Here is a 12,924-nt window from a genome sequence, read left to right on the forward strand (position 1 = left end):
GTCGCTTGCCCAGTGGTTCTTCTCCTCGTGCGGGGCGGGCGCGGTGGGCGCCGCCCACCTGTCCTGTGGGGGCCCTCCGGTCACAGCCCGCGCGCCGACCGGCTCATCCCTCCGTCTTGTGGAGGGAGATCTCGGGGGCGGGCACCGCGCCGGAGGCAGTAGTTGTACTACCCAGAGTACGCGCCGGATGCGGCGCCGGTTCCCGGGGCGGCCCGCCGACGAGCGCGCGCCAGGCGTCGGCGCGGGCCTGCCGTACGGTCTCGCGGGCCGAAGCCAGCGCCTCGCGCGCGGCGCGCCGGGCCGTGCCGAGCGCGGCGCCCGCGATCCGCCCGGCCTCGACGGCGGCCCGCTTCACCGGGGCCCACACGGCCTCCCGCACCCAGTGCAGGACGGGCGCGCACACCGTGCGCCACACCCATCGCAGCGGACGCCCGACCAACTGCCACCCCAGCCACTTCAGCCCGCGCCCGACGGCCCGCGAGAGGTGTCCGGCGATCCGCCACGCGTGCCCGAACGCGGCGCCGACCTCGCGCGCGACGACCGCGACAGCGCGCCCCAGCGGCGTCAGCACCCACCGGTAGAACCACCCGAGAGGTACCACGAACAAGATCAAACCCACTCGTACGAGGGCACTCCCGACAGCCGAGACGACCACCGCGATCCCCCGCGCCACCCACGCGAGACCGGCCCACCCTGCGGCGGCGAGCCACGCGATGCCCCTGCCCAGCCATGCGAGGCCCGCCCCGACCCCGGCGGCGCCCCGGGCCAGCCCACCCACGAGCCACGCGATGCCGTGCCCCAGCGGAGTCAGGACATACCGGTACAGCAGGCTCGCCGGGGCCACCACCCCGTACCGCCACAGCAGGCTCGCCGGGACGACCACCCCGTACCGCCACAGCGGCACCGCCAGCCACCGCCACAGCCAGGTCAACGGGGCCACCACCAGCGTGTGGGCCAGCCAGGACAGACAGCGGCCCAGGAACACCAGCGGGGTGACGATCAGGGTGCGGCCCAGCCAGGCCAGCGCGCGGCCGACCGGACGCAGCAGCGAGCGGTGCACGGCACGCGCCGCCGCGGCCAGCGCGTCCCAGACCATGCGGACCGGCACGACCAGGACCAGGACGACGATCCGTACCGGGATCCGGATCGCGACGGTCAGACAGCCCTCGGGCTGCCTCGGCGGCGGTTGCTGCTGGAGTTCCATGCCCGTCAGGACGCGGCAAAGGCCCCGCACCGTTGCGGTGCGGGGCCTGCCGTGATCAACCGGTGATCGAGCGCGGCTACTTGACGACGGTCAGCGGAAGCAGCTTCTTGCCCGTCGGGCCGATCTGGATGTGCGTGTCCATCTGCGGGCAGATGGATATGGCCTGAAAACCGATTCTGCCGCCTCACGGCCCGTCCTACCGTCGAAGACATGGGCAGACGTACGAGGACAAGGACGCAGGCCAGCCAGAGACAGTACGACGTCGAGACCGAGTGGACCGCCGCAGATCTCGCGCTCTTAGAGGAGTTGAAGAAGGCAGAAGCCCTCTTACCCGACGACGCTCCAAGGGCCCTGCTGTCGGTGCGGCTATCCATCCTCACCGACGAGACGACGTCACCGGTCCGGCAAGAGCTCGATCTTCGGATGCTGGCCCGCGAACGCGGCTATCGAGTGGTCGACGTCGCCAGTGACCTCAACGTGTCGGCAACGAAGGTGCCACCGTGGAAGCGGAAGAAGCTCGGGGACTGGCTCAACAACCGCGCGCCGGAGTTCGATGTACTCCTCTTCTGGAAGCTGGACCGTTTCGTACGGCGTCTCTCCGATCTCAGCACCATGATCGACTGGTGTCTGAAGTACGGGAAGAACCTGGTCTCCAAGCACGACGCGATCGATCTGACCACGACCGCTGGAAAGATCATGGTCACGATCATCGGTGGTATCGCCGAGATCGAGGCAGCCAACACCAGCACTCGCGTGGCGAGCCTCTGGGAGTACACCAAGACTCAGAGCGAGTGGCTCATCGGCAAGCCTGCGTACGGCTACGAGACAGCGGAGACCAAGGACGGAAAGATCGTCCTGATCATCAACCGGACCGCCTGCAGAGCGCTGCACTGGTGCCGCTACGTCGCCATGCGGGCCAAGCCCCTCTCCGCCCAGCAGATGGTGAGCGTCCTCGTGCGGACCGGTCTATGCGGGGCGGGGCTCACGGCGTCGACACTGCTCCGTCGGCTGAGGAACCCGGCCCTCATGGGGTACCGGGTGGAAGAGGACAAGAACGGTGGCGTACGCCGCTCGAAGCTCGTACTGGACGGCGACGGCAGGCCGATTCGAGTGGCAGACGGTGTTTTCACGGAGGAACAGTTCTACAGCCTTCAGAAAGCGTTGGACCGTCAGGGGAAGCAACAGCCCACCCGCAACCCCGAAGGGGCGACGAGGTTCCTCGGAGTCCTGATCTGTTCCGACTGCAAGGCCAACATGACCGTCCAGAAGACCCAGAGCAAGGGCCGGTCCTACGCATACCTGCGTTGCGGCAAGTGCAAGGGCGGGGGTCTGGGCGCGCCGAATCCCTATGAGGTCTATGCCCAGCTCGTCGAAGACGTTCTGAAGGTGCTCGGGGACGAGCCGGTCATGACGCGCGAGTACCGGCAGGGAGCCGAAGCGCGAAAGGAACAGCAACGCCTGGAACAGAGCATCAGCTACTACATGACCGGGCTGGAACCCGGGGGCCGCTTCACGAAGACACGCTTCACCCAGGAGCAGGCGGAAGAGAAGCTGGATGATCAGATCAAGCAGCTGGCCGCCATCGACCCCGAGTCGACCAAGGATCGGTGGGTGGCCGTGCACAACGGCAAGTCCTTCCGAGCCCGCTGGCAGGAGGGCGGGATGGAGGCCATGGGGGCCGATCTCCTTCGTGTCGGCGTGAAGTGCGAGATCACTCGGACCAAGGTCTCGGGCGTGCGCGCTCCCAAAATCCGCATGAAGATCATGATCCCTAAAGATGTGCGAGCCCGCTTGATACTCAAGGACGACGATTTCGCGGAAGCCTTCTGAAACACCCCGACCGCCGGACACGACGGACTGGGCTTCATCGCTCAGGCGAACCACTCATCCGGGTCGAACGGCTCTTCCATACCGTCGTCGTCGACGATCACAATCTCGCTCTCGATCAGGTTCGCGGCCCTGTCATCCACAGTTCCGAGCCGCCGCGCAGACCGATGCTGCGGGAACGCTCGTTCCGGCGGTGCGGTCATGGGCCCTGACCGGCTTGCTGGTAAGTCCGGCTATCAGGACTTGCGGAATACCGCTCGTGGCAAGGCCCTGCGACGCCCCATGAAGTTCTGCCGAATGACAGCATCGTGCGGTGCGTGCGCAAGATGAACCGAGTGTCAGGTGACGCATTGGCTGCCTGACCAGGCCCGGAGCGCACGAATGCCCTCACCAGGGGTGGTGAGGGCATCACTCACGCTCGGCGGGACGGAGACGGACGAGAACGTGTAACCGCTCTGCCGTCCGTGCCACCGGCTCAAGACGCGCGAGGACTTCGGGGCCGCTGGTGCCCCGTTCTCAAGCGTTCGGCCACGGCCGTTTTGAATCAGCGTGGCCGATGACCGGGACGAGAACACCATCCACGAGAACATCCACCAGCGCACAGTTGGCATCGCCGACCGAACCGGCGATCGGGATTCCGTTGAGGGTCTTACAGACGTCTAGGTCCAACCCTGGGGCTGGTGCGGCACTGGCGGGTGCGGTTAGGGCCCCGAGGAGAGCGGCAGCCCCAAGGAGAGAGTGGTGAGTGCCCGGCTGGTGTTATGCATGCCCAGCCAACGATCTTGACCCGTCGTGGTCACGACCGGCTCGCAGACACCGCCCCGTACCGGTCCTTACCAGACCGGTGCGAGGTGGAAGGGGTGCGGTGTAGGTGCGCACCCTGCCCCGGCACGGGCGTTGGGTGGCTCGTACCGGGGCGGATGGCTCAAGCTGACTGTGACTGTGCGCTTCAGATGGCGGATGAGTGCCCGAGTTGGCGGGGCTGAGCATCAGAGGTGGCGGCCCTGCGAGATGGCGCCAAGAGCGAGATACTCAGGACCGCCAACTGAAGCACTCATCCGCCAAGCCAAGCGCTCAGACGCAGTCGGTGGAAGCGTGGAGGCTTGCCGGTCTGGGAGTCAGCTGGTCTCCTTGACCACCACATGCTCCTTGAACTGGGCGGTGTACGGGTTCCCGTCGCTGTCTGTCGCCGAGGACATGGGGTCGGCCGTGGAGGGATCAGGCCGTCCGAGTGGACGACGCGAGCCCGCTTGTTGCCGGCGTCATTGACATACAGGTTCCCGAGCTCATCGACGACCACGGCATCAGGCCCGACCATGCCCACCTACAGGGCAGGAACGTCGTCCCCGTCGAAGCGCGCAGATCCGGTATTGGCGACCGTGGTGATGATCCCGCTGGGGTCGACCCTTCGGATGCGGTGGTTGTGGGTGTCGGCGATGTACAGGCTCCCGTGGGCGGCCAAGACTCCCTTCGGGTAGTACAGGTCGGCTGCCACGGCAGGCTCACCGTCCCCAGAGGACGCCGCACGTCCCGTGCCGGCATACGTGGTGATGATCCCGCTGGGGTCGACCAGCCGGATGCGGTGGTTGAGGGTGTCCGCGATGTACAGGCTCCCGTGGGCGTCCACGGCGACCGCCTGGGGGTAGTACAGGTGGCCTCCACAGCAGGCACGTCCTGCCCGTAGAACCCCGCACTTCCCGTACCGGCATACGTGGTGACGATCCCGCTGGGGTCGACCCTCCGGATGAGGTGGTTGAAGGTGTCGGCGATGAAGACGTTCCCCTGGGCGTCCGCGGCGACCGCGAACAGGCTGTTCAGATTGGCTTGGGCAGCCGCACTCTGATCGCCGCTGTGCCCGGTAACTCCGTTACCCGCCACCGTGATCCTCTCGTCCATCCAGTTCTTACGTCCTCGGGCGTTACCTCGGTGCGGCGATACGGGTTCGAACCGCTGTCGGAAGACTGCTCTATTTGTTCCCGAACCCCACGACGGCTGTTTGGATGGCGCTGGCCATCAACAGTTCGGCCGAGCCAGTCCGGGCCTGGGCCAACGGGCCTGCGGTGTAGGCGGCGACAGCGTTGCCGGACCCGTCCACAAGAGTGATCCCCGCTGGAAAGGCCGTCCCGCCGCTGATGACGAGAACGGGTTGACCGTCCACGTAGCGCAGGCTGAGCGTGCCTACGTCCTCGGGGTTGACCTCCGAGGCCGGGACCGGGGTTACGTCGATGATTTCGGGCGGCGTGTACTGCTCGTCAGACATGGCGCTACCTCCTCCTGGTCGGCTCACTACCGATCCGCACTGATCATTCCATGACGATCCGTAATGACGCCATCACTGTTGATGGATCGGAGGCCCCCATGCTCAGACGACCCCGCCCCCCCTTGCTCTGTCCCCGGGTGCCCTGAGCTGACCCGAGCCGGCGGAGGCCCACGGCGCTCCGCGAAGGTGTGCCCGTCAACGGCGTTGGGAGTCGCGTGCGCAAGCTGAATCGACTCTCAGGTGACACGTCGGCGTCTGACCGCCGCAAGGCGAAGGAAACTCCGTGATCGGTGCAACCCGACCGAGCCCCCTCCCTGATAGGGAAGGGGCTCAACGCGTCGTCCCACCGTTCATGAGCCTGGCGGGGTTCAGACCCACTCCACCTCGGAGACGATGTGAGGCGGGCCGCCAGCCTCCGGCAGCGGCGTGCGAGACACCACCGGCGGCGCCGTAGGGCGACGACGAGAGGCACCAACCGCAGCAAGTACCGCAGCCGCCTCTTCCTCGCTGGCCACTGTCATCGCCTCAACCACCCGATCGAGTGCCCCGCTCACATCAGTGCGCGTGACCACTCGACGCGGGCGTCGGACCGGCGTTCTTGACCGTCAGAGGCAGAAGCTTCTTCCCAGTCGGCCCGATTTGTATGGCCGTATCCATCTGCGGACACACCCCACAGTCGAAGCACGGCGTCCAGCGGCAGTCCTCGACCTCGGTCTCGTCCAGCGCGTCCTGCCAGTCCTCCCAGAGCCAGTCCTTGTCGAGACCGGAGTCCAGGTGGTCCCAGGGCAGGACCTCCTCGTAGGTACGCTCACGCGTGGTGTACCAGTCGACGTCCACGCCGTACGACGGCAGCGTCTTCTCGGCGCAGGCCATCCAGCGGTCGTAGCTGAAGTGCTCGCGCCAGCCGTCGAAGCGGCCGCCGTCCTCGTAGACGGCGCGGATGACGGCGCCCACGCGGCGGTCGCCGCGCGAGAGCAGGCCCTCGACGATGCCCGGCTTGCCGTCGTGGTAGCGGAAGCCGATCGAGCGGCCGTACTTCTTGTCGCCGCGGATCTTGTCGCGGAGCTTCTCCAGGCGCGCGTCCGTCTGCTCGGCGGAGAGCTGCGGGGCCCACTGGAACGGGGTGTGGGGCTTGGGGACGAAGCCGCCGATCGACACCGTGCAGCGGATGTCGTTCTGGCCCGACACCTCGCGGCCCTTGGCGATGACGTTGACCGCCATGTCGCCGATCTGGAGGACGTCCTCGTCGGTCTCGGTGGGCAGGCCGCACATGAAGTACAGCTTCACCTGGCGCCAGCCGTTGCCGTACGCGGTCGCGACCGTACGGATCAGGTCCTCTTCGGAGACCATCTTGTTGATGACCTTGCGCATGCGCTCGGAGCCGCCCTCGGGGGCGAAGGTCAGACCGGAGCGACGGCCGTTCCTGGTCAGCTCGTTGGCGAGGTCGACGTTGAACGCGTCCACGCGGGTCGAGGGCAGGGACAGGCCGATCTTGTCCTCGGTGTACCGGTCCGCGAGGCCCTTGGCGATCTCACCGATCTCGGTGTGGTCGGCCGAGGACAGGGACAGCAGGCCGACTTCCTCGAAGCCCGTCGCCTTGAGACCCTTCTCCACCATCTCGCCGATGCCGGTGATGCTTCGCTCCCGCACGGGGCGCGTGATCATGCCGGCCTGGCAGAAACGGCAGCCGCGGGTGCAGCCGCGGAAGATCTCGACGGACATGCGCTCGTGGACGGTCTCCGCGAGCGGCACGAGCGGCTGCTTGGGGTAGGGCCACTCGTCGAGGTCCATGACGGTGTGCTTGCTGACCCGCCACGGCACGCCCGACTTGTTCGGGACGACTCGGCCGATGCGGCCGTCGGGCAGGTACTCGACGTCGTAGAAGCCCGGGACGTAGACGTTGCCGGTCTTGGCGAGGCGGAAGAGGACTTCCTCGCGCCCGCCCGGGCGGCCCTCGGCCTTCCACGCGCGGATGATCTCGGTCATGTCGAGGACGGCCTGCTCGCCGTCGCCGATGACCGCGCAGTCGATGAACTCCGCGATCGGCTCGGGGTTGAAGGCCGCGTGGCCGCCCGCGAGGACGATCGGGTCGTCGATCGTACGGTCCTTGGACTCCAGCGGGATGCCCGCGAGGTCCAGGGCCGTGAGCATGTTGGTGTAGCCCAGCTCGGTGGAGAAGCTGAGGCCGAAGACGTCGAAGGCGCCGACGGGGCGGTGGCTGTCCACGGTGAACTGGGGCACGTTGTGCTCGCGCATCAGCTCTTCCATGTCCGGCCACACGCTGTACGTGCGCTCGGCGAGGACGCCCTCGCGCTCGTTCAGCACCTCGTAGAGGATCATGACGCCCTGGTTGGGCAGCCCGACCTCGTACGCGTCCGGGTACATGAGCGCCCAGCGGACATCGCAGCTTTCCCACGGCTTGACCGTGGAGTTGAGCTCGCCGCCGACGTACTGGATCGGCTTCTGCACATGCGGGAGCAGGGCTTCGAGCTGTGGGAAGACGGACTCGGCGGCAGTCATCTCGACGAACTTTCGTGAGCTGGCAGGGGGGCGACTCTCTAGCGTAACCCGCTCGGGAGGTGCCTCTCGCCCGCCGCGATGCCCCGGCTCAGGGCCCCAGCCGCTCGCGCAGCTTCGGCCGCGACGCCCTGCGCCAGACTTCCGGCAGTTCGCGCTCGCGGTCGGCCGCCGTCGCCGCCTCCCGCCCGTACAGGAGTCCCCAGGTGAACGCGGACTCCCCCGCCAGGTGGGCCTGGATCGCCAGGCCGCGCAGCGCCTCGCGGGCCACCACGCTGTCCTGGTGGTCGCCCAGGACGGTCTGGACCTTCTTCATCCGCTTGGCGAACTTCTTCGCGGGGGCGCCGAGCGCGGGCTTGGCGGCCTCGGCGGCGTACCGGGCGCGCTTGGCCGCCTTGCGGGCCTCGTGCATGGCCACGTCGCGCGGCTCGCCCGGGTCGAGCTCCAGGGCCCGCGCCATGCGGTCCGCCAGCCGCTCGTAGTCCTTGATCACCGCCTTGGGCAGAACCTGCGCGGCCGGCCGCCGGGCCGCCGGGCGCAGCGGCGGGGCGTCGAGCAGCGCGTCCAGGGTGTCGAGCAGCGCGAGGTAGCGCCGGCTGTCCAGGACGGCGATGGTCTTGCGGCGCGTACCGGAGCGGCGGGCGACGCTCCAGATGCGCAGCCGTCCCCGGACCGGTCCGAGCAGGAGGGGGCGGGGCAGGGCTGCGATGCGGGTCTGGAGGCGTTCGGTGAGGACTTCCTGGTCGCGGTCGACGCCGAGCTCGCCCGCGAGCCACTTCAGCTCCTCGCCGAGGGGGTCGGTGACGGTCCGGTCGAGGATTTTGCGGTACGACTTGAAGGCGCTGCGCAGCCGGCGCGTGGCGACCCGCATCTGGTGGACGGAGTCGGGCAGGTCGCGCCGGACGGCCGGGTCGAGGCCGACCAGGGCGTCGCGCTGGGCGCGGAGGTAGCCGAGGATGTGGTCACCGGCGGTGGTCCCGCCGGTGGCGGGCGGCTCGGGGAGGTCCGGTGGGGCCGGGGCGGTCTCGGCCAGCGCCCGTGCCAGCTTCGACGCGTTGTGCGAGGGCCGCAGACCCGCCTTGCGCAGGCGCTTCTCGACGCGGTCGAGGAGGGCGGGATCCGCCTCGTCGGCGAGCTCCACCTCGACCTCGGTCCAGGCCGTCGCGGGGCCCGCGCTACCGGGGCCGAGCCGCTGCGCGCGCACCGCGTCGACGCTCACCTCGGCGAGCAGCGCGCCGTCCCCGTCGAGCAGATGGCGTACGTGGCGGGAGGACAGCAGCCGTACGACAGGGGTCAGTCGGGCGTCGCGGACGCGGGAGCGCAGGAGGGCGGCCAGGGTGCGGGGGACGTCCGGGGAGAGGGGGGCGCGGATCTCGTCGCGGATGCCGGTGGCGACCGGGAACTTCAGGTGCCAGCCCGCGTCGTCGCCGCCGGTGCGGCGGCGCAGGGTGAGGGAGTGTGCGGCCAGGCGCAGGTCCTCGGTGTCGTAGTAGACGGCGTCCAGCTCCGCCACGCCCCGGTCGACGACGCTCGCGACCTCCGCGGCCCTGGTGAGGTCGGGGAGCCGGACGGCGTCGCCGGTGGCTTCGTACTTCCGCTCGATCTCGCGCTTCGTCTCCGCCATGAATTGAATCTAGACGCGAAACCGGACCCTAAACAGGCACCGGACCAGCCATCGCGGCCGGTCCGGTGTCCCGCGTGGCCCTCGGCGGGCGCTACGCCGTTATCGGCCGCTGCACCCTGATCGACTGGAGGAGCCCGATCGCCACCCAGACCGCGAACATGGACGATCCGCCGTACGACACGAACGGCAGCGGCAGGCCCGCCACCGGCATGATGCCGAGCGTCATCCCGATGTTCTCGAAGGACTGGAAGCCGAACCAGGCGATGATCCCGGCCGCCACGACCGTGCCGTACAGCTCGGTCGTCTCGCGGGCGATGCGGCAGGCGCGCCACAGGACCACGCCGAGCAGCACGAGGATCAGGCCCGCGCCGATGAAGCCGAGCTCCTCCCCCGCGACCGTGAAGACGAAGTCCGTCTGCTGTTCGGGGACGAACTGGCCGGTGGTCTGGCTGCCCTTGAACAGTCCGGTGCCGGTCAGTCCGCCGGAGCCGATGGCGATACGGGCCTGGTTGGTGTTGTAGCCGACGCCCGCCGGGTCGAGGCTGGGGTTGGCGAAGGCCGCGAAGCGGTTGATCTGGTACTCGTCGAGCAGCCCGAGCGCCGCCACCGCGACCGCGCCCGCCACGCCCGCCCCTATCAGGCCGAGCACCCACCGGTTGGAGGCTCCGGAGGCGAGCAGCACGCCCAGGATGATGATCACGATGACCATGACCGAGCCGAGGTCCGGCATCATCATGATGATCAGGATCGGCAGCGCGGCGATGCCCAGGGACTTGAGCACCGTGCGGTGGTCGGGGTGGGGTGTGTCCCCGGCGTCGACGCGCGACGCCAGTATCATCGCCATCCCCAGGATGATCGTGATCTTGGTGAACTCGGACGGCTGGAGCGAGAAGCCGCCGCCGATGATGATCCAGGCGTGCGCGCCGTTGACGGTCGCGCCCAGCGGGGTCAGTACGGCGAGGATCAGCACCACCGAGAGCCCGTAGAGCACCGGCACCGCGCCCCGCAGGGTGCGGTGGCCCAGCCAGATCGTGCCGATCATCAGGCCGAGCCCGATGCCGGTGTTCATGGCGTGCCGGACGAGGAAGTAGTACGGGTCGCCCTGGTTGAGCTGGGTGCGGTTGCGGGTCGCGGACCACACGAGCAGCGAGCCGATGAAGGACAGCGCGAGCGCGGACAGCAGCAGCGGCAAGTCGAGCCGGCGCAGCACCGAGTCGCGCGCGGTCAGCTTGGCGAAGGTGGAGCGCTCCGGCGCGTAGCGCTGGACGGAGAAGCCGGCCATGGTGCTCAGTCCCTCCGTCCGTGGCGCGCGCCGTTGCGGTTGTCGGTGTTGGCCGCGGCGAGCTGCTGCTCGCCGGTCTTCTCGGGGGCCTTCTGCGAGTTGGGGTCGTACGGCTCGATCTTCGGCGCGTCGATGGAGCCGTCGGCCTGGATCCTGGGCAGGGACTGCTGCGGCTCGGGCAGCAGGGCGCGCTTGAGGTCCTGGTTGCCCGCGTCGTCGAGCCCGTAGAGCGCGTCGTAGATGTTGCGCACGGCGGGGCCGGAGGCGCCGGAGCCCGTACCACCCTGGGAGATCGTCATGACGATCGAGTAGTCCTTGGTGTACGTGGCGAACCACGAGGTCGTCTGCTTGCCGTAGACCTCGGCGGTGCCGGTCTTGGCGTGCATCGGGATCTGCTTCTGCGGCCAGCCGCCGAAGCGCCAGGCGGCCGTACCGCGGGTGGCGACTCCCGCGAGGGCTTCGTCTATGTCGTCGCGGGTGGCCTGGCTCATCGGCAGCTTGCCGTGCGCCTTGGGCTTGATCTCCTTGACCGACTTGCCGTCGGCGCTGATGACGGCCTTGCCGACGGTCGGGTCGTAGAGGGTGCCGCCGTTGGAGATCGCCGAGTAGATCGTCGCCATCTGGATGGGGGTGACGAGGGTGTCGCCCTGGCCGATGGAGTAGTTGACCGAGTCACCGGCGCGCATGAGGTTGCCCTCGAGGCAGTTCTCGTACTCGATCTTCTCGACGTAGTCGCCGTCCTTCTTGCCGTGCTTGCACCAGGCGTCCTTGTTGGCCTCCCAGAACCGCTGCTTCCACTGGCGGTCGGGGACCCGGCCGGGGACCTCGCTGGGCAGGTCGATGCCGGTCTTCGAGCCGAGCCCGAAGTCGTGGGCGGTCTTGTAGAACCAGTCGGCGGCGTCCTTCTTCGGCTTCATGCCGCCGTCCTTGAGCCACTGGTCGTGCGCGAGGCCGTAGTACACGGTGTCGCAGGAGACCTCCAGGGCCTGGCCGATGGTGATGTTGCCGTGGCCCTGCGACTCGAAGTTCTTGAAGACCTGGCCGCCCACCGAGTACGAGCTGGGGCAGGGGTAGCTGCCGCCGAAGGGGTATCCGGCGCGGACGGCGGCCGCCGAGGAGACCACCTTGAAGATCGAGCCGGGGGCCGCCTGGCCCTGGATGGCCCGGTTCAGCAGCGGGTAGTTGGAGTCCTTGCCGGTCAGGGCCTGGTAGTCCCTGGCGGAGATGCCCCCGACCCAGGCGTTGGGGTCGTAGTTGGGCAGCGAGGCCATGGCGACGACCCGGCCGGTCTTGGCCTCCATGACCACCACGGCCCCGGCGTCGGCCTTGTAGTTCTCGTTGGTGTTCTTGTCGAACTCCTTGCGGGCCTCTTCCATGGCGTGGTTGAGCTCGTACTCGGCGACGGCCTGCACCCGGGCGTCTATCGAGGTGACGATGTTCGAGCCGGGCTCGGCCTTGTCGCTCTGCGCCTGCCCGATGACCCGGCCGAGGTTGTCCACCTCGTAACGGGTCACCCCCGCCTTGCCCCGCAACTGCTTGTCATAGGTGCGCTCCAGGCCGGAGCGGCCCACCATGTCCGAGCGCAGATACGGCGAGTCGGTGTCCTTCGCCTTGATGATCTCCTCGTCCGTCACCGGCGAGAGGTAGCCGAGCACCTGGGCCGTGTTGGCCTTGCCCGGCGCGGCGTAGCGGCGCACCGCGGTGGGGTCGGCCGTGATGCCGGGGAAGTCCTCCGAGCGCTCACGGATCTGCAGGGCCTGCTGGGTGGTGGCCTTGTCGGTCACCGGGATCGGCTGGTACGGCGAGCCGTTCCAGCAGGGCTTGGGCGTCTTGGCGTCACACAGGCGGACCTTGTCCATCACGTCCTGCGGCTTCATGCCGAGCACCGCCGCCAGCCGGCCGAGGACCGCCTTGCCCTTGTCGGGCATCTTCGTCAGATCGGTCCGCGAGGCGGACACCACCAGACGCGTCTCGTTGTCCGCGAGCGGCACACCGCGCGCGTCCAGGATCGCCCCGCGCACAGCCGGCTGGACCACCTGCTGCACATGGTTGTTCTTCGCCTCGTCGGTGTACTCCTGCCCGTTGCGGATCTGGAGGTACCAGAGGCGCCCGCCCAGGGTCAGGAGCAGGGAGAAGACGAGGACCTGGATGATGATGAGCCGGATCTGCACCCGGGGGGTGCGTCCCGTCTCGGGGATGTTGCTCACGCC

At 68.6% G+C, this 12,924-nt stretch carries 9 protein-coding genes; 1 reads left to right on the top strand and 8 read right to left on the bottom strand.

Translation table 11 applies throughout. From position 1 onward, the window contains the following. Positions 1–103 precede the first annotated feature (103 nt). On the bottom strand, positions 104–1,204 hold the full coding sequence (locus AB0G17_RS24245; RefSeq protein WP_361386483.1) for a hypothetical protein: 1,101 nt from the start codon (positions 1,202–1,204) through the stop codon (positions 104–106). Between the two features lie 210 nt (positions 1,205–1,414). Between AB0G17_RS24245 and AB0G17_RS24250 the strand changes: the two genes are divergently transcribed. Then, positions 1,415–3,034, top strand: coding sequence for a recombinase family protein (locus AB0G17_RS24250; protein ID WP_361386486.1), 1,620 nt, complete (start codon positions 1,415–1,417; stop codon positions 3,032–3,034). Positions 3,035–3,075: 41 nt separating this feature from the next. Here AB0G17_RS24250 and AB0G17_RS24255 read toward each other — a convergent pair whose 3' ends face one another. The 7 genes from AB0G17_RS24255 to mrdA form a co-directional block, all read right to left on the bottom strand. Further along, positions 3,076–3,234, bottom strand: coding sequence for a hypothetical protein (locus AB0G17_RS24255; protein WP_361386489.1), 159 nt, complete (start codon positions 3,232–3,234; stop codon positions 3,076–3,078). A gap of 1,121 nt (positions 3,235–4,355) precedes the next feature. After that, positions 4,356–4,682: a hypothetical protein gene (locus tag AB0G17_RS24260; protein WP_361386611.1), complete on the bottom strand. Its 327-nt coding sequence runs from the start codon at positions 4,680–4,682 to the stop codon at positions 4,356–4,358. A gap of 315 nt (positions 4,683–4,997) precedes the next feature. Next, positions 4,998–5,291 (bottom strand): hypothetical protein, encoded by a 294-nt coding sequence (locus AB0G17_RS24265; RefSeq protein ID WP_361386492.1) that lies wholly within the window; start codon positions 5,289–5,291, stop codon positions 4,998–5,000. A 555-nt stretch (positions 5,292–5,846) separates the two neighbouring features. Further along, positions 5,847–7,811, bottom strand: a complete 1,965-nt coding sequence (locus tag AB0G17_RS24270; RefSeq protein ID WP_361386495.1) for a TIGR03960 family B12-binding radical SAM protein — start codon at positions 7,809–7,811, stop codon at positions 5,847–5,849. A gap of 88 nt (positions 7,812–7,899) precedes the next feature. Beyond that, complete coding sequence (locus tag AB0G17_RS24275) at positions 7,900–9,432, bottom strand: CYTH and CHAD domain-containing protein (protein ID WP_361386498.1); 1,533 nt, start codon at positions 9,430–9,432, stop codon at positions 7,900–7,902. Positions 9,433–9,523: 91 nt separating this feature from the next. Further along, complete coding sequence (rodA, locus tag AB0G17_RS24280) at positions 9,524–10,714, bottom strand: rod shape-determining protein RodA (protein ID WP_361386501.1); 1,191 nt, start codon at positions 10,712–10,714, stop codon at positions 9,524–9,526. 5 nt (positions 10,715–10,719) lie between these two features. Next, a complete protein-coding gene (gene mrdA, locus AB0G17_RS24285; RefSeq protein WP_361386504.1) occupies positions 10,720–12,921 on the bottom strand; it encodes a penicillin-binding protein 2 in 2,202 nt (733 codons plus the stop codon). Positions 12,922–12,924: the final 3 nt, after the last annotated feature.

The sequence above is a fragment of the Streptomyces sp. NPDC023838 genome (assembly GCF_040639555.1).
Taxonomy (GTDB): Bacteria; Actinomycetota; Actinomycetes; order Streptomycetales; family Streptomycetaceae; genus Streptomyces.